Raw genomic sequence first — 17478 nt, 5'->3', positions numbered from 1 at the left:
AGGAGCCGGCTTGCCGGCTCCTACAAGGACTCCAGGCAACCCGCCAAGTCATTACCCAACTTCTCCAACACCTGCTCATAACCCTGAGCGGTAGCCGGGGTATACCCGCCCAACGCATCCAACTCCGCCAGCTTCACCGGCAAACCGGAGACCAGTGTTTCAGCCAGGCGCGGACGCAACGGCGGCTCGCTGAACACGCAGGTCTTGCCCACTTCCTGCAAACGCGTACGCATCGCCGCTATATGCTGGGCACCAGGTTGTACCTCAGCAGCTACGCTGAAAACGCCGGTGTGCTTGAGGCCGTAAGCGTCTTCGAAGTAATCGAAGGCTTCGTGGAACACGAAGTAAGGCTTGCCATCGATCGGCGCCAGGCGGGCTTTCAGGCGAGCGTCCAGCGCATCGAGGCGCTCTTCGAAGGCCTTAGCGTTGCTCTGATAACGCGCGGCATTGGCCGGGTCGGCGGCAGCCAGGTCAGCCGCCATGCGCGCAGCAATCACCCGAGCATTCACCGTCGACAACCACAAGTGCGCATCCAGGCTGCCCGGGCGGTGATCGTGGTCGTGTTCGTCGGCTTCATCGGCGTGTGAGTGGCTATCTTCGGCAAAACGACGCAGCTTCATGCCTGGCAGATCCTGCACTGCCACTGTCGCGGCCGTACGACCTTTCAGCACGCGCGGCAGGAAACTCTCCATATCCGGGCCGATCCAGTACAACAGGTCCACCGACTGCACGCGCCGTACGTCGGATGGACGCAGCGCATAGTTATGCGGCGACGCACCCGGCGGCAATAAAACCTCAGGAACGGCTACTCCGTCCTGCACAGCTGCGGCAATCAGTTGCAACGGTTTGATGCTGGTCAGCACTTTGACCTCGGCCTGAGCGGCGCTCGCGATGAACAAACTGGTGACAAATACGACAAAAACGGGAAAAAGTCGGGACACGATGACCACTCAATGGCGTAGGAACGGGTAACATAATAACGTCTCTATCAAATGTCTGCCGCCGCTCATGCCTAAAACACCGCTTGCCAGCCGTCCCCACGACCACTCTCACTGCGTGCATACCGCGCTGTCGGAGGCCGATACCCTGTGCACACAGAAGGGTCTGCGCCTGACCGCCTTGCGTCGCCGCGTGCTGGAACTGGTGTGGCAGAGCCACAAGCCGTTGGGCGCCTACGACATCCTGGGCGTGCTCAGTGAGCAGGATGGCCGCCGCGCCGCGCCGCCAACCGTGTACCGTGCGCTCGACTTCTTGCTGGAAAACGGCCTGGTGCACCGTATCGCTTCGTTGAACGCCTTTGTCGGTTGTAGCCACCCGGAACACGCGCATCAGGGCCAGTTCCTGATCTGCCGCGAGTGCCACGCCGCCATCGAGCTTGAACAAAAAAGCATCAGCGACGCCATTATCAAGAGCTCTGCCGACGTCGGCTTCCGGGTCGAAGGGCAAACGGTCGAAGTGGTCGGCCTGTGCGCGGGCTGCCAGGGGGCTTGATGAGCAACGCGTTAATCCGCCTGGAACAGGTCGGGGTCACGTTCGCCGGGCAAGCCGTGTTGGACAACATCGCGCTAAGCGTCGAGCCTGGGCAGATCGTCACCCTGATCGGCCCCAACGGCGCCGGCAAGACCACCCTGGTGCGCGCCGTACTCGGCCTGCTCAAGCCCGACACCGGCAGTGTGTGGCGCAAGCCCAAGCTGCGGGTCGGCTACATGCCGCAGAAGCTGCACGTGGACCCGACCCTGCCACTGTCCGTGTTGCGCTTCCTGCGCCTGGTGCCGGGCGTGGACCGTGCCCGCGCGCAAGCGGCGCTCAAAGAAGTCGGCGCCGAACAGGTGATCGACAGCCCGGTGCAAAGTATCTCCGGCGGCGAAATGCAGCGCGTGCTGCTGGCCCGCGCCTTGTTGCGCGAGCCGGAACTGCTGGTGCTGGATGAGCCCGTGCAAGGCGTCGACGTCGCCGGCCAGGCCGAGCTGTACAGCCTGATCACCCGTCTGCGCGACCGCCATGGCTGCGGCGTGTTGATGGTGTCCCACGATTTGCACCTGGTGATGAGCACCACCGACCAGGTGGTGTGCCTCAACCGTCACGTGTGCTGCTCTGGCCACCCGGAACAAGTCAGCGGCGACCCGGCCTTCGTCGAGCTGTTCGGCAAGAACGCCCAGAGCCTGGCGATCTACCACCACCATCACGACCACGCCCATGACCTGCATGGCGCCGTGGTCGACGATCCCGCAACACCTCATACCCACGTTCATGGAGATAGCTGCAAGCATGGCTGATTTTCTGCTCTACGCCCTGCTGGCAGGCTTGGCTTTGGCGTTGGTGGCGGGCCCATTGGGTTCGTTCGTGGTGTGGCGACGCATGGCCTATTTTGGCGACACGTTGTCACATGCCGCGCTCTTGGGCGTCGCCATGGGCTTTTTGCTGGATGTCAGCCCGACTATTGCGGTAACCGTGGGCTGCCTGCTGCTGGCGGTATTGCTGGTGACCCTGCAACAGCGCCAGCCGCTGGCCTCCGACACCTTGCTGGGCATCCTGGCACCCAGCACGCTGTCGCTGGGCCTGGTGGTGCTGAGCTTCATGCATGAAGTGCGCATCGACCTGATGGCCTACCTGTTCGGCGACCTGCTGGCAATCAGCACCACTGATCTTGCGTGGATCCTAGGTGGCAGCGCGGCCGTGCTGGTCTTGCTGGTGGCCCTGTGGCGACCGTTGCTGGCAATCACCGTGCATGAAGAACTGGCCACGGTGGAAGGCTTGCCCGTGCCAAGCCTGCGCATGGCCCTGATGTTGTTGATCGCCGTGGTGATTGCTGTCGCGATGAAGATTGTCGGCGTATTGTTGATCACATCGCTGCTGATCATTCCCGCAGCCGCCGCCCAGCGCCATGCCCGTTCGCCGGAGCAGATGGCGGTCGGCGCCAGTGTGCTGGGGATGCTTGCCGTGTGCGGGGGCCTGGCGCTGTCCTGGTTCAAGGACACGCCAGCCGGGCCATCGATTGTGGTCACGGCCGCCGCCCTGTTTCTGCTGAGTTTTGTCCTGCCCCGTCGAGGGGTGTAGACTTGCTCGCTTTTTGCGCAAATAGAGAGTCGCAGGAATGAAGCCGTTCACCTCCCGTTATCTGCTCCTTGCCGCATTTTCCCTGCTGCTGGGCGCCTGTCAAAGCACACCGCCCGCCGCCCCCGAGGCCCCGGACGCACGCGCTGCGGCCATCGCGCAGCTGGAACAAAACCTGGCCAGCAGCGAGTTGGCCACTGCCGAAGACCAGCTGGCGGCACTGCAAGCCCAGTCGCCCAACGACCCGGTGCTGGAAAACTATCAGCGTCAGTTGGCGGAAGCCTACCTGCAGCGCAGCCAGATCGTGCTGCAAAAGGGTGACGTCAACGCCGCTGCAACCGCCCTGAGCCGCGCCCGCGCCCTGATGCCCAAGGCGCCCGCACTGACCGGCGGCGTCAACAGCGCCATCACCCACGCCCGCAAAGTCGAGCTGGATAAAGCGGAGGAGGCCCTCAAGGCCGCCGAAGCCAAGCCCGCCGCCAAGGTCATCGACCCAGCGGCGCCAAGCACCACCGTGGCGCTGAACCTCACCAATATCGAAGAACTGCGCCACCAGCTGGATGCAATTGCCACCGACGTAGTGAATTACCAGTGCGACGTGAGCATCCAGGCGCCGCGCACAGAGGATTACCCGTGGCTGGCCACGTTGCTGACCAAACGGGTGAAGCGTATCGATTCGGGATATGACCTGAAGATTCACCGTCAGATTCTGAAGAGCATTCCGGCGCAGGTCGTGCTGATTCCGCGCAAGGCGGACTAAAAAAGCATCGCCGGCAAGCCGGCTCCTACCCTTCAACCTGTAGGAGCCGGCTTGCCGGCGATAGCGATCTAACCGACAACCAATACCTTAAGCTGGAATCGCCTTGGCCTTAGGCTCGCGATCCCAGACCCGATGCTGGCCGATCGCGGCAAAAAACGCCTTGAACGCCTTGGCATCCGATCCCACGATCAGCCCCGCATCCACCTCAAGTTTAAGCAGGTCCAACAACGGCTTCGCGTCACTGGCGACTGTAATCGCCTTGAGGTGCTTGTACGCCTCTAACAGGAAGTGCAACGCCACCCCATCACCGCTCAAGGCTTTCACCGAGTCCTTCCCGCCAGGGACGAACACCGCATCAAACGCAATGGACGGCATGCCTTCCATCGACGCATCCACCGGCAGGCTCTTGCCATCGGCCGTCTTCACCGGCGCCGAGGTTGGCCCCAGCAGCTTGGCGTGCGCCCCTTCTGCTTCCAGTGCTTTTTTCAGCGCGGCAATCGCCACGCCGTCCACGCCATTGGCTGCCAGGATCGCCACCTTGCGGGTCTTGATATCGCCCGGCAGCAGGTTCGCCTGGCTCAACGCTGGCGAGCGCTCCGGCTTGGTTTGACGCTCCGGCACGGTGCCTTTGGTCGGTGCTGGCAGCCCCAGGTTCTGGGCCACGCGCTTGGCCAGTTCCAGGTCGATATTCGCCAGGATCTCGTTGACTTGGCGGGCACGAATGAACTCACGCTCTACCTTGCCCAACTCAAAGCTATACGCCGCGATGATGTGCTCTTGCTCGTGCTTGCTCATGCTGCGGAAGAACAGGCGCGCTTGGGAGAAGTGATCGCCGAATGACTCGCTGCGCTCACGGATCTTGTGGGCATCGATGCGCTCCGGATAAGTCTCGAAGCCACCATCCTGTGCCGCAGGCGGAGTTTCTTTAGGCCAGCCACCATCAATCGAATTCGGCTCGTAGGACGCACGACCTTTATCGATGGTGCTGCGGTGCATGGCATCACGCTGGTTGTTGTGCAGCGGCGTCACGGGCTGGTTGATCGGCAACTGGTGAAAGTTCGGGCCGCCCAGTCGGCTGATCTGTGTATCGGTGTAGGAAAACAACCGACCTTGCAGCAGCGGGTCATTGGAGAAGTCGATACCCGGCACGATATGGCCCGGGCAAAACGCGACCTGCTCGACTTCTGCAAAGAAGTTATCCGGGTTGCGGTTCAACACCATCTTGCCCAGCGGGGTGATTGGCACCAGCTCTTCCGGAATCAGCTTCGTGGGGTCGAGAATGTCGAAGTCGAAGGCATGCTCCTTATCCTCGGGGATAACCTGCACACCCAACTCCCACTCGGGGTAGTCGCCCATTTCAATGGCTTCCCAGAGATCGCGACGGTGGTAGTCGGTATCTTTACCGGCCAACTTCTGCGCCTCGTCCCACACCAGCGAGCAAGTACCCGCCGTAGGGCGCCAGTGGAATTTGACGAAGTTGGATTTGCCCTCGGCATTCACCAGTCGGAAGGTGTGCACACCAAAGCCCTGCATGCTGCGCAGGCTTTTTGGAATGGCGCGGTCAGACATTGCCCAGATCACCATATGAGCGGATTCAGGCTGCAGCGAAACGAAGTCCCAGAACGTATCGTGCGCCGATCCGCCGGTAGGAATTTCATTGTGTGGTTCAGGCTTTACGGCGTGCACGAAGTCAGGAAACTTGATCGCGTCCTGAATGAAAAACACCGGCATGTTGTTGCCCACCAGGTCGAAGTTGCCTTCTTCGGTGAAAAACTTAACCGCAAAACCGCGCACATCACGCACCGTATCCCCTGAGCCACGCGGGCCCTGCACGGTGGAAAAGCGCGTGAATACCGGCGTTTTATGCCCAGGGTCACGCAGGAACCCAGCCTTGGTCAGCGCCGAATGGTTCTCATACGTCTGGAAATAACCATGGGCGCCGGTGCCACGGGCATGCACGATGCGCTCCGGGATGCGCTCATGGTCAAAGTGCGTGATTTTTTCACGCATGATGAAGTCTTCCAGCAGCGATGGGCCACGGGAACCGACTTTCAAGGTGTTCTGGTTGTCGGAAATCTTCACGCCTTGGTTGGTACGCAGGGCCTGGCCGGTCGCATCGGAACGGAATGTCTCCAGGGCCTGCAGCTTGGCGTTGGTGTTGCCACGGTCCAAGGTATCGGTGCCCGCGAGTTCACTCTTCGGCGGGGTGGCTGGCTTCTTGGTACTCATCAGACAAAACTCCTTATTCAAATTGGCCAGAGCGATCCCCGGCTCGTTTGAGCAAAACCCCAGGCACGGCACCTGGGAAATCGAGTTGCTTAAGTAGTGACTGACGAGGTTTTGGGCCGTTCCTTTTTTATGACCTTTGATCGCGTTATTGCCAAATCGCTGGATGAATGCGAAATAAATGCTAAGAAACGCTATACGGACAGGCTAAAATGCGCGCCCGGCTAACCGCTGATCCCTTTTCCATGCGCCCCACAAGGTTCGCTACGTGATCGAGTTTCAAAACGTCCATAAAACCTACCGCGTCGCCGGTAGGGATATTCCCGCGCTGCACCCCACCAGCCTGACCGTCGCGAACGGCCAGGTGTTTGGTCTGATCGGTCATTCCGGCGCGGGCAAAAGTACACTGCTGCGCCTGATCAACCGCCTCGAAGAACCGAGTGGCGGCAAGATCACGGTGGATGGCGAAGAAGTCACTGCCCTGGACGCCAACGGCCTGCGCCGTTTCCGCCAGCAGGTCGGGATGATCTTCCAGCACTTCAACCTGCTGGCGTCCAAGACTGTCGCCGACAACGTGGCGCTGCCACTGACGCTGGCTGGCGAGTTGTCGCGTAGGGATATCGACCTGCGCGTCGCCGAATTGCTCGCCCGTGTCGGCCTGTCGGACCACGCCAAGAAGTACCCGGCGCAGTTGTCCGGTGGCCAGAAGCAACGCGTCGGCATCGCCCGCGCCCTGGCGACCAAACCAAAGATCCTGCTGTGCGACGAAGCCACCAGCGCCCTCGACCCGCAGACCACCGCCTCAGTGCTGCAACTGCTGGCCGAGATCAACCGCGAGTTGAAGCTGACCATCGTACTGATCACCCATGAAATGGATGTGATCCGGCGCGTCTGCGACCAGGTGGCGGTGATGGACGCTGGCGTGATCGTCGAGCAAGGCTCGGTGGCCGACGTATTCCTGCACCCCACGCACCCGACCACCAAGCGCTTCGTGCAAGAGTCCGAGCAGGTCGACGAAAACGAGCAACGCGACGACTTCGCCCACGTGCCAGGCCGTATTGTGCGCCTGACGTTCCAGGGCGAAGCGACCTACGCGCCGCTGCTGGGCACCGTCGCCCGCGAAACGGGTGTGGACTACAGCATCCTCGCTGGCCGTATCGACCGCATCAAAGACATCCCTTACGGGCAATTGACCCTCGCCGTCACCGGTGGCGACATGGAAGCCGCCTTTGCGCGCTTCACCGCCGCTGACGTCCACATGGAGATCCTGCGCTAATGGACGTCCTGTTGAGTTTCTTCGCCAATATCGACTGGTCTGAAATCTGGCTCGCCACCGGCGACACCATGACCATGCTGTTCGGTTCGCTGTTCTTCACCGTGGTGCTCGGCCTGCCGCTGGGCGTGCTGCTGTTCCTGACCAGCCCGCGCCAACTGTTCGAACAGAAAGGCTTGTACGCGCTGCTCTCGCTGATCGTGAACATCCTGCGTTCGCTGCCGTTCATCATCCTGTTGATCGTGATGATCCCGTTCACCGTCCTGATCACCGGCACTTCGCTGGGCGTGGCGGGTGCGATTCCGCCGCTGGTCGTAGGTGCAACGCCATTCTTTGCGCGCCTGGTGGAGACCGCGCTGCGTGAAGTGGACCGCGGCATCATCGAAGCCACCCAGTCCATGGGCGCCAGCACGCGCCAGATCATTACCAACGCCTTGCTGCCCGAAGCCCGTCCTGGCATTTTCGCGGCGATTACGGTGACGGCGATTACACTGGTGTCCTACACGGCAATGGCCGGTGTGGTCGGTGCCGGTGGCCTGGGTGACCTGGCGATCCGTTTCGGTTACCAGCGCTTCCAGACCGATGTGATGGTGGTCACCGTGGTGATGCTGCTGATTCTGGTGCAAATTCTGCAAACCGTCGGCGACAAGCTGGTGGTGCACTTTTCTCGAAAATAACGGCCATTGCCGGCCGCACGCCGGTACATGCCCGAACAAGGAGCTTGTTGGATGAAAAAACTACTGGTTGCTTTCGCCGCCGTTGCCGCGTTTTCCGCCCACGCCGAGACCATTACGGTCGCCGCTTCGCCGGTGCCCCATGCGGAAATCCTGGAATTCGTGAAACCTGCCCTCGCTAAAGAAGGCGTAGACCTGCAGGTCAAAGTCTTCACCGACTACGTGCAGCCGAACGTACAAGTGGCTGAAAAGCGCCTGGACGCCAACTTCTTCCAGCACCAGCCGTACCTGGATGAGTTCAACAAGGCCAAGGGCACTCACCTGGTGAGCGTTGGCGCCGTGCACCTGGAACCCTTGGGCGCCTACTCCAGCAAGTACAAGAAGCTGGATGAGCTGCCAAGCGGCGCTAATGTCGTGATCCCGAACGACGCCACCAACGGCGGCCGCGCGTTGTTGCTGCTGGCCAAGAACGGCCTGATCACCCTGAAGGACCCGACCAACATCCTGTCGACCATCAAGGACATCACCGGTAACAGCAAAAACCTGAAATTCCGTGAACTGGAAGCCGCGACCCTGCCGCGCGTGCTGACCCAGGTCGACCTGGCACTGATCAACACTAACTATGCGCTGGAAGCCAAGCTGGACCCGTCCAAGGACGCACTGGTCATCGAAGGCAGCGACTCGCCTTACGTGAACATCCTGGTGACCCGTGAAGACAACAAAGACTCGGACGCCGTGAAGAAGCTGGTTGCAGCCCTGCACACGCCTGAAGTGAAGAAATTCATCGAAGAGAAGTACAAAGGCGCGATCAAGCCGGCGTTCTGACCTGACTCGATCTCCCAAAACTGGAGATCAAAAAATGTGGGAACGGGCTTGCTCGCGAATGCGGTGTATCAGTCGACGGAGATGTTGACTGGCACACCGCTTTCGCAGGCAAGCCCGCTCCCACATTTGTTTTGTGGTGCTGGCCAGGCTGGCGCCCGGCTTATTTACGCTGCAACAGCACCGGCAGTTGCGCTACGAGCTTCTGGTTATTCAACGGCGCACGAATAAACCCACGCTGCGTCCCGTCCGGTCCGATCAGCGCCAGGTTTCCGCTGTGGTCAACGGTGTAGTTCGGTTTGCTGGTGTCGGCCGGTATGAACGGAATGCTGACGGCATTCGAAACCTTCTGCACATCCTCCACATTCGCGCCGGTCAGGCCCTGGAACTGCGGGTCGAAGTAGCCCAGGTACTGCTTGAGCTGGGTCGGCGTATCGCGGTTCGGGTCGACGCTGACCAGGATCACCTGCAACTTATCCACAACGTCCTTGGGCAGTTCGCTCTTGATCTGGCGCAGTTGGGCGAGGGTGGTCGGGCAGATGTCCGGGCAGAAGGTGTAGCCGAAGAACAACAGGCTCCACTTGCCTTTCAATTCGTTGACCACCACCGGCTGGCCTTCCTGGTTGGTCATGGTCACCGGTGGCAACTGACGGCTTTGCGGCAACAGGATGATGCCGGCGTCGATCAAGGCAGTGGGGTCGCCCTGGCCCTTGCCCGAGAGCACTTTGTTAACGGTCAGGCCCATGATCAATGCCACCAGGGCTACCAGGATGAAGACAGTTTTTTGAGTTCGAGTCATAGGTTCAACAGTAGGTAGTGGTCGAGGAGCAGCGCGATAAACAGCAGCAGCAAGTACCAGATAGAGTACTTGAAGGTGTTGATCGCCGCGTGCGGCCGACCGCCACGGTACAACACCCAGGCCCATTGCAGAAAGCGCCCGCCCAATACCAGTGCACACGCAAGGTACAGCAGGCCGCTCATGTGAATCACATAGGGCATCAGGCTCACCGCCAGCAGGGCGAAGGTGTAGAGCAGGATATGCACCTTGGTGTAATGCTCGCCGTGAGTGACCGGCAACATCGGAATATCGGCCTTGGCGTATTCCTCCTTGCGGTGAATGGCCAGGGCCCAGAAGTGCGGCGGGGTCCAGGCGAAGATGATCAGCACCAGCAGCAGGGGCTCGGCGCTGATATGCCCGGTGACCGCGACCCAGCCCAGCAAGGGCGGCGCAGCACCTGCCAATCCACCGATGACGATATTCTGCGGTGTCGCCCGCTTGAGAAAGCCGGTATAGATCACGGCGTACCCCAACAGCGAAGCCAACGTCAGCCAGGCTGCCAGCGGGTTGGTGAACGCCAGCAGCAGCGCCAATCCTGCAACAGCTAGAAACAATGCAAAGGCCAGCGCCGCCAGCGGCGATACACGGCCCTCTGCCAACGGCCGCTTATGGGTGCGCGCCATTACGGCGTCGATCCGCCGGTCCACCACATGGTTCACCGCCGCCGCGCCGCCCGCACACAGAGCAATCCCCAGGTTGCCGAACACCAACACCGTCCACGGCACACCCGCACGGGTCGCCAGGAACATCCCCACCAATGAGGTAATGAGCATCAACACCACCACTTTCGGCTTGGTCAGCTCCAGGTAGTCACGCCAGATTGCCTGGCCGTGACGCGCGCCGATCAAGGTCGCCATGGCATCTCTCCTTTAAGGGTGATGAGGCCCGATACGTGTTTGCGTGGGATAAAACGCCAGCCGAAGGGCAGTTGGTTGCGCACCCGGACCAGGCTGGTGCGGGCGTGGTAATTGACCAGCACCAGACTGAGCAACAACGCGGCGCCACCGGCGTTATGGCCTACAGCCACCGCCAGCGGCAGCCCGAAAGCCACATTGCTCAGGCCCAGGCAGATTTGCGCGGCCAGGGCGACCAGCAATAAGCCCGCCAAACGCGTCATGCCCACCGCGCGCAATTGCCAGGCCAGGCCGAGCAACACCAGGCTGACGATGACAGCGCCGATGCGGTGGGTCAGGTGGATGGCGGTGCGTGCCTCGCTGTCCAGTTGGCCGCCCAGGTAGTTGGGCCCGATGTGCTGGGTGAGATGAAAACCGTTGGCGAAATCCGCTGCCGGCCACCATTCGCCATGGCACGTCGGCAAATCAACGCAGGCCACCGCCGCGTAGTTGGAACTGACCCAGCCGCCCAGCGCGATCTGGCCGATCACCAGCACCAGGCCCGCCGTCGCCCAGTATTGCAGGCGCTTGGGCACGATTAACGCGGGCAATACGCCGGACAAGCGCAGGGTCAGCAGAAACAGCAGGCTCAAGGTCGCAAAGCCGCCCAATAAATGCCCCGTCACCACCTGCGGCCATAACTTCAGCGTCACCGTCCACATGCCAAACGCCGCCTGGGCAAACACCACCGCCAGCAGGAACAGCGGCAGCTTCACCGGCTGGCCCGGATCACGCCGATGACTCCAGGAACGCGCGGCCAGCAACACAATCAGCAAGCCCAGGGTGCCAGCGAAGTAGCGATGAGTCATCTCGGCCCAGCCCTTGTCGGCCTCCACCGGCGTATCGGGGAAATGCAGCTCGGCATGGGCCAACTGGGCTTCGGTCTTGGGCACGCTGATGAAGCCGTAGCAGCCCGGCCAATCCGGGCAACCCAGGCCCGCGTGTGTCAGGCGCGTATAGGCGCCGAGCAGCACGACGATCAAAGCCAACAAGGTGGCAAACAACGCGAGGCGAAATCCAGGTTTGGCCATGACGGTGCCCTTATCCGATGTTCGACAGTTTCAGCAGGTGGCGCAGGTCGTTGAGCAAATCCTTGCCCTTGACCTTGGCGTCGTAACGCAACACCAGGTTGCCGTGGGGATCGACGATCCACAGCTGCGCGTCACCCGGCGCGGCGGCGCCTTTGCTGAAAGTCGGCAAATCCAGTGAGTAGCGTTGCAGTTGCGGGTATTCAACGTTCAGCTTGGTTTCATACTCCGCGCTCAGCGGCTGCGCACTGGCCAAGGCATGGCTGGCGCGGGAGGCATCACGGCCCAGGCTGATTTGCAGTTGGCGTGCGAGGTACACCAGTTGCTGGCAATCCGCCGCGCAGGCAGTGGGCGCGGTCACCAGCAGTTGCCAGCGCTGCTCATCGGTTTGTACGCCAATATCGGCGCGGCTCTGGCCGTTGCCGATCATCTCGCCGTGATAGCTGCGGCTTTCCGGCACCCAGAACTGCAGCTTGTACATGAAGGTGGCCAGCGCCATCGGGCCGATCACCATCATCAGGATCAGGATCAACTGCCAGCGGCCTTTGCGCCGATTCGGGGCTTCAGACATGTTGAGTGGATTCGTGGCCGCTCCCATGGGGCTTCTCCTTTTTGTTGTGCCATCCGAGGTAGAGGTAAAGCGCCAGCAACGCCAGCGACATGGCGAACCACTGCACGGCATACGCCAAGTGTTTTTCCGGGCCCATGGCGACGATCGGCCAGGTAGTTTCATAGGTGCCGGGGCCGGCTTCGGCCCGCAACTCATAGGCGAAACCGTTGCGACCCAACTCGGGCCAGAGCGCGGCAGGGTGCAAGGCCGTGAGCAGACGCGGCCATTGCGCGGTCGTAGGGTCCGGGTGCAACTGGAAGGTTTCGCCGGGAGCGACGTACACCCAGGCATCGAGATTCACTGGCTGATCCGGCGTGGTGTAGGCGGGTGGCGTGCGCCGATCCGGCCAGGGCAGCCAACCGCGATTGAGCAACAGCCACAGGCCACTGGCCTGGTCGTGGAAGGGTTGCAGCAGCTCTACGCCGGCCTTGCCGTCGCGCATGCGGTTGTCGAGGAATACGCTGTGTTCGGCGTCGAATTGGCCGCGCAGACGAACGCGGCGGAAGGCCGGGTCCGCCATGTCGCTAAGTTGCGCGCTGCTGATCGGATCTGCCCGGCGCCGCTCGGCGTAGCTGTCCACCAGCAGCTGTTTTTCATGGCCGCGAGACAACTGCCAGAACCCCAGGCCGACCATCAACGGCAGCAGCACCAACACCACCAATGTCGGTGCGATTCCTGGCCGAAAGCATTTTATGGCGCTGGCTATACTTGTTTTCATTGCCCGCCCATCCCGTTGGAGCCAGACCATGCTCAAAGCCGCTATTGCCCTGATGCTGATCGCGACCGTTGTGAGCCTGTTCAGTGGCTTGTTCTTTCTGGTCAAGGACGAGGGCAACTCCAATCGCCTCGTCACTGCCTTGACCGTGCGTGTCGTACTGGCCGTGATCACCGTGGCGCTGATCGCCTGGGGCTTTTTCAGCGGCCAGCTGGTGTCTCACGCACCGTGGTAAGGCTTCTCACAGCACATAGACGAAGAAAAACAGCCCGATCCACACCACATCCACAAAGTGCCAATACCAACTGGCCGCCTCGAAACCGAACTGGTGCTCGGCATTGAAGTGCCCCTTTAGGATGCGCATCAGCATCACGAACAGAATGATCGTGCCGATGGTGACGTGGGCACCGTGGAAACCGGTGAGCATGAAGAACGTCGCGCCATACACCCCCGAGCCCAATGTCAGGCCCAGCTCTTTATAAGCGTGGATGTATTCCTCGGCCTGAAACCCCAGGAACGCCAGGCCGAGCAGCACGGTGATCGCCAACCAGAGTTTCAGCGCGCCGCGATGACCTTTGCGCAGCGCGTGGTGGGCGATGGTGATGGTCACGCTGGAACTCACCAGCAGAATGGTGTTCACCAGCGGCAGGCCCCACGGGCTGATGGTGCCTTCCGGTGCCGGGTACATTTTCGGGTCGGGGTTGTTCAGCAACGGCCAGGCAAACTCAAAGTTCGGCCACAGCATGTGCGCAATGCCCTTTGAGCCTTCACCCGCCAGCCAGGGCGCCGACATGTGCCGCACATAAAACAGCGCACCGAAGAAGGCGATAAAGAACATCACTTCGGAAAAGATGAACCAGGTCATGCCCCAGCGGAAAGAGCGATCCATCTGCGAACTGTACAAACCGGCGCGGCTTTCCTTGATCACCGCGCCGAACCAGCCGAACAGCATGTAGGCCAATAACAGCCCGCCGACGAAAAAGATCCACGGACCGTGGGATTCCGCCCGCGCGGCCTTGAGGTCGTTGAACCACAGGCCCAGCCCGTACACCGTGATCAACAGGCCAAACGTAGCAATTATTGGCCATTTGCTTTGCGCTGGTACGTAGTACGTATCATGAGACGACATGTATTCGCTCTCCTGATTGAGGGGGCAAACAGTAGCTAGCCGCCGCTGTGGGCAGCCACCGGCGGTTGGCGCGCAGTAATATCAAACAGCGTGTACGCCAGGGTCAGATGCTTCACATCCTTAGGCATGTCGCGGTCGACAATGAAACGCACCGGCATCTCGATGCGCTGGCCCGGTTGCAGCACTTGCTGGGTAAAGCAAAAGCACTCGGTCTTGTGGAAGTACATCGCCGCTTCGGCCGGGGAAATACTGGGCACGGCCTGGGCAGTCATCGGCTTGTCGGTGGGGTTGTGGGCCACGAACAGCATCTCGGTCACCGCACCCGGATTGACCACCACTTCGTCAGCCTTGGCGTAAAAATCCCAGACCATGTCGATGGCGTTGGTGGACAAAAACTGCACCCGCACCTGGCGCGTTGGGTCGACGATCTGCTCGCCCTCGTACTGCCCAGCCGTCTTTCCGTTGATGCCGAACGCCTTGCACATCACGTCGTAGATCGGCACCAACGCAAAGCCGAAGGCGAACATCGCCACCACCAGGATCAGCAGGCGGGTGACCAGGCGCTTCGTGGGCACGGAGTCAGCCATGGCAGCCTCCCGTCATCCTGTTCACTTGACCTCCGGCGGGGTGGTGAAGGTGTGGTACGGCGCAGGCGAGGGGACGCTCCACTCCAGGCCTTCGGCGCCATCCCACGGCTTGGCCGGTGCGGGCGCACCGCCACGGATGCACTTGATCACAATGAACAGGAAGAAGATCTGCGTGGCGCCGAACATGAACGCACCAATCGACGAGACCATGTTGAAATCTGCGAACTGCAAGTTGTAGTCCGGCACCCGCCGCGGCATGCCCGCCAGCCCGACGAAGTGCATGGGGAAGAACGCCATGTTCATGCCCACGAAAGACAGCCAAAAGTGCAGCTTGCCCAGGGTTTCGTCGTACATGTGGCCGGTCCATTTCGGCAGCCAGTAGTAGGCCGAGGCGAAGATGCCGAAGATCGCGCCAGGCACCAGTACGTAATGGAAATGCGCCACTACGAAATAGGTGTCGTGGTACTGGAAGTCCGCCGGGGCTATCGCCAGCATCAGCCCGGAAAAGCCGCCGATGGTGAACAGAATCACAAAGGCTACGGCAAACAGCATCGGCGTCTCGAAGGTCAGCGAGCCCTGCCACATGGTGCTGACCCAGTTGAACACCTTCACCCCCGTGGGCACGGCGATCAGCAGCGTCGCGTACATGAAGAACAACTCGCCCACCAGCGGGATGCCCACCACGAACATGTGGTGCGCCCACACGATGAACGACAAAAACGCGATGCTCGCCGTGGCGTAGACCATCGAGGTGTAGCCGAACAGCGGTTTGCGCGAGAAGGTCGGGATGATCGAGCTGACGGCGCCGAAGGCCGGCAGGATCATGATGTACACCTCAGGATGGCCGAAGAACCAGAACACGTGCTGGAACAGCACCGGGTCACCACCGCCAGCCGCACTGAAGAAGCTGGTGCCGAAGTGGATGTCCATCAGCATCATGGTCACGCAACCCGCCAGCACCGGCATCACCGCGATCAGCAGGAACGCGGTGATCAGCCACGTCCAGACGAACAGCGGCATTTTCATCAAGGTCATGCCCGGCGCACGCAGGTTGAGAATGGTGGCGACCACGTTGATCGCACCCATGATCGAACTGATGCCCATCAGATGGATCGCGAAGATGAAGAACGTCACGCTTTCCGGGGCATAGGTGGTGGATAGCGGCGCGTAGAAGGTCCAGCCGAAGTTCGGCCCGCCACCGGGCGTGAACAGCGTCGAGACCAGCAGCAGGAACGCTGCCGGCAACAGCCAGAAGCTGAAGTTGTTCATGCGCGGCAGGGCCATGTCGGGCGCGCCGATCATCAGCGGGATCATCCAGTTGGCCAGGCCGACGAACGCCGGCATCACCGCGCCGAACACCATGATCAACCCGTGCATGGTGGTCATCTGGTTAAAGAAGGCCGGCTGCACAATCTGCAGGCCGGGCTGGAACAACTCGGCGCGGATGACCATGGCAAACGAGCCGCCGAGCAGGAACATGGCAAAGGCGAACCACAGGTACATGGTGCCGATGTCTTTGTGGTTGGTGGTCAGCACCCAGCGCATCAACCCCTTGGCGGGGCCGTGGGCATGGTCGGCGTGACCATGGTCATCGATCACAGCGCTCATGGCCGTTCTCCTGCAAGCGGGTGGGCGGGGCGGGTCGAGGTAAACGCCTTGAGAGAGGTCATTTGCTTTCCGCCTGCTTGATGGCCAGCACGTCTTTAGGCGTGACCATGTCGCCTTTGTTGTTGCCCCAGGCATTGCGCTCGTAGGTCACTACGGCGGCGATGTCCACTTCCGAGAGTTGCTTACCGAAGGCCGCCATCGCGGTGCCGGGCTTGCCGTGGTAAACAATGCTCAGGTGGTCAGCCGCAGGGCCGGTGGCGATCTTCGAGCCCTTGAGCGCCGGGAACATCGGCGGTAAGCCCTGGCCTTCGGCCTGGTGACAGGCCACGCAGGTGGTGTGGTAGACCTTGTCGCCACGTGCCACCAGCTCTTCCAGCGTCCACTCTTTGGAGGTCAGCTCCTTGAGCTTGGCGGCCTCTGCCTTGCGCTCGCCCAGCCATGTCTCGTAGTCGGCCTTGGACTTGACCTCGACCACGATGGGCATGAAGCCGTGGTCCTTGCCGCACAGTTCGGCGCACTGGCCACGGTAGATGCCGGGTTTCTCAACGCGGGTCCAGGCCTCGTTGACGAAGCCGGGAATGGCGTCGCGCTTGACCGCAAAGGCCGGCACCCACCAGGAGTGGATCACGTCGGCGGCCGTCACCAGAAAACGCACCTTGGCGCCCACCGGCAGCACCAGCGGCTGGTCGACTTCCAGCAGGTAATGTTCGCCCTTGGTGGCCTGGTTATGGATCTGCTCGGCGGGCGTGGCCAGGTTGCTGAAGAACTCCACGTCCTGGCCCAGGTATTTGTAATGCCACTTCCACTGATAGCCGGTGACCTGGATATCGATATCCGACTCACTGCTGTCGTAGATATTGATCAGGGTCTTGGTGGCCGGAATGGCCATCGCGATCAGGATCAGCAAGGGCACGACCGTCCAGAGGATTTCCACGGTGGTGCTCTCGTGGAACTTGGCCGCGACCTGGCCCGTGGACCGGCGATGAACGATCATCGACCAGAACATCGCGCCAAACACGATGATGCCGATCACCACACAGATCCAGAATATGGTCATGTGCAGGTCGAACACAGCGTGACTGACTTCTGTCGCCCCTGGCGCCATATTCGTTGTCCAGGCGGCATGTGCCTGACCGAATACCGACCACAACAGGAGGCCCATCCAAACGTGTGGATGTCGCATCATTGCGGGTTCCCCTTATCGTTCTTGTTATCCCGCCGGTTTGCACCTGCGTCGAAGGGAGCGGCTTCCATACTGCTT

At 61.1% G+C, this 17478-nt stretch carries 19 protein-coding genes; 8 read left to right on the top strand and 11 right to left on the bottom strand.

Features of this window, described 5'->3' with window-relative positions; all coding sequences use genetic code 11:
• Positions 1–20: 20 nt before the first annotated feature.
• On the bottom strand, positions 21–950 hold the full coding sequence (gene znuA / locus U367_RS0122110; protein WP_032864434.1) for a zinc ABC transporter substrate-binding protein ZnuA: 930 nt from the start codon (positions 948–950) through the stop codon (positions 21–23).
• A gap of 58 nt (positions 951–1008) precedes the next feature.
• On the opposite strand from znuA, the gene U367_RS0122105 reads away from it, so the two are divergent.
• From U367_RS0122105 to U367_RS0122090, 4 genes are read left to right on the top strand one after another with little or no spacing between them, the layout of a single operon-like run.
• Positions 1009–1491, top strand: coding sequence for a Fur family transcriptional regulator (locus tag U367_RS0122105; RefSeq protein ID WP_028618648.1), 483 nt, complete (start codon positions 1009–1011; stop codon positions 1489–1491).
• Positions 1491–2276, top strand: a complete 786-nt coding sequence (gene znuC / locus U367_RS0122100) for a zinc ABC transporter ATP-binding protein ZnuC (protein ID WP_028618647.1) — start codon at positions 1491–1493, stop codon at positions 2274–2276. The genes U367_RS0122105 and znuC overlap by 1 nt, the downstream gene beginning before the upstream one ends.
• A complete protein-coding gene (gene znuB, locus U367_RS0122095) occupies positions 2269–3057 on the top strand; it encodes a zinc ABC transporter permease subunit ZnuB (RefSeq protein ID WP_028618646.1) in 789 nt (262 codons plus the stop codon). The genes znuC and znuB overlap by 8 nt, the downstream gene beginning before the upstream one ends.
• Before the next feature lie 37 nt (positions 3058–3094).
• On the top strand, positions 3095–3814 hold the full coding sequence (locus tag U367_RS0122090; protein ID WP_028618645.1) for a PA5502 family lipoprotein: 720 nt from the start codon (positions 3095–3097) through the stop codon (positions 3812–3814).
• An 87-nt stretch (positions 3815–3901) separates the two neighbouring features.
• On the opposite strand, the gene katE is transcribed toward U367_RS0122090, so the two are convergent.
• Positions 3902–6115: a catalase HPII gene (gene katE, locus U367_RS0122085; protein WP_269078565.1), complete on the bottom strand. Its 2214-nt coding sequence runs from the start codon at positions 6113–6115 to the stop codon at positions 3902–3904.
• A 193-nt stretch (positions 6116–6308) separates the two neighbouring features.
• On the opposite strand from katE, the gene U367_RS0122080 reads away from it, so the two are divergent.
• From U367_RS0122080 to U367_RS0122070, 3 genes are read left to right on the top strand one after another with little or no spacing between them, the layout of a single operon-like run.
• Positions 6309–7316, top strand: coding sequence for a methionine ABC transporter ATP-binding protein (locus U367_RS0122080; RefSeq protein WP_028618643.1), 1008 nt, complete (start codon positions 6309–6311; stop codon positions 7314–7316).
• On the top strand, positions 7316–7990 hold the full coding sequence (locus U367_RS0122075) for a methionine ABC transporter permease (protein ID WP_010207814.1): 675 nt from the start codon (positions 7316–7318) through the stop codon (positions 7988–7990). The genes U367_RS0122080 and U367_RS0122075 overlap by 1 nt, the downstream gene beginning before the upstream one ends.
• 51 nt (positions 7991–8041) lie before the next feature.
• On the top strand, positions 8042–8812 hold the full coding sequence (locus tag U367_RS0122070) for a MetQ/NlpA family ABC transporter substrate-binding protein (RefSeq protein WP_028618642.1): 771 nt from the start codon (positions 8042–8044) through the stop codon (positions 8810–8812).
• Between the two features lie 160 nt (positions 8813–8972).
• Here U367_RS0122070 and U367_RS0122065 read toward each other — a convergent pair whose 3' ends face one another.
• Genes U367_RS0122065 through U367_RS0122045 form a run of 5 tightly spaced genes read right to left on the bottom strand, consistent with a single transcriptional unit; the run spans position 8973 to position 12896 of the window.
• Positions 8973–9608, bottom strand: coding sequence for an SCO family protein (locus tag U367_RS0122065; protein WP_028618641.1), 636 nt, complete (start codon positions 9606–9608; stop codon positions 8973–8975).
• Positions 9605–10504 (bottom strand): heme o synthase, encoded by a 900-nt coding sequence (cyoE, locus tag U367_RS0122060; RefSeq protein ID WP_028618640.1) that lies wholly within the window; start codon positions 10502–10504, stop codon positions 9605–9607. The genes U367_RS0122065 and cyoE overlap by 4 nt, the downstream gene beginning before the upstream one ends.
• Complete coding sequence (locus tag U367_RS0122055; protein ID WP_028618639.1) at positions 10492–11571, bottom strand: COX15/CtaA family protein; 1080 nt, start codon at positions 11569–11571, stop codon at positions 10492–10494. The genes cyoE and U367_RS0122055 overlap by 13 nt, the downstream gene beginning before the upstream one ends.
• Before the next feature lie 10 nt (positions 11572–11581).
• Positions 11582–12166: a hypothetical protein gene (locus U367_RS0122050; RefSeq protein WP_028618638.1), complete on the bottom strand. Its 585-nt coding sequence runs from the start codon at positions 12164–12166 to the stop codon at positions 11582–11584.
• Positions 12132–12896, bottom strand: coding sequence for an SURF1 family protein (locus U367_RS0122045; protein WP_028618637.1), 765 nt, complete (start codon positions 12894–12896; stop codon positions 12132–12134). Before U367_RS0122045 ends, U367_RS0122050 begins: the two co-directional genes overlap by 35 nt.
• Positions 12897–12924: 28 nt before the next feature.
• Here U367_RS0122045 and U367_RS0122040 point away from each other — a divergent pair, with 28 nt between their 5' ends.
• Complete coding sequence (locus U367_RS0122040) at positions 12925–13128, top strand: twin transmembrane helix small protein (protein ID WP_016978774.1); 204 nt, start codon at positions 12925–12927, stop codon at positions 13126–13128.
• A 6-nt stretch (positions 13129–13134) separates the two neighbouring features.
• On the opposite strand, the gene U367_RS0122035 is transcribed toward U367_RS0122040, so the two are convergent.
• Genes U367_RS0122035 through coxB form a run of 4 tightly spaced genes read right to left on the bottom strand, consistent with a single transcriptional unit; the run spans position 13135 to position 17403 of the window.
• On the bottom strand, positions 13135–14022 hold the full coding sequence (locus U367_RS0122035; RefSeq protein ID WP_028618636.1) for a cytochrome c oxidase subunit 3: 888 nt from the start codon (positions 14020–14022) through the stop codon (positions 13135–13137).
• Between the two features lie 35 nt (positions 14023–14057).
• Positions 14058–14609 (bottom strand): cytochrome c oxidase assembly protein, encoded by a 552-nt coding sequence (locus U367_RS0122030; RefSeq protein ID WP_028618635.1) that lies wholly within the window; start codon positions 14607–14609, stop codon positions 14058–14060.
• 21 nt (positions 14610–14630) lie between these two features.
• Entirely contained in the window at positions 14631–16217 is a 1587-nt protein-coding gene (gene ctaD / locus U367_RS0122025) for a cytochrome c oxidase subunit I (RefSeq protein ID WP_028618634.1), read from the bottom strand.
• Between the two features lie 58 nt (positions 16218–16275).
• Positions 16276–17403, bottom strand: coding sequence for a cytochrome c oxidase subunit II (gene coxB, locus U367_RS0122020; RefSeq protein ID WP_028618633.1), 1128 nt, complete (start codon positions 17401–17403; stop codon positions 16276–16278).
• Between the last annotated feature and the right edge of the window lie 75 nt (positions 17404–17478).

It is taken from the genome of Pseudomonas canadensis (assembly GCF_000503215.1).
Taxonomy (GTDB): Bacteria; Pseudomonadota; Gammaproteobacteria; order Pseudomonadales; family Pseudomonadaceae; genus Aquipseudomonas; species Aquipseudomonas canadensis.
Note: the sequence above shows the minus strand (reverse complement) of the source record. Positions and strands in the feature narration are given on the sequence as shown.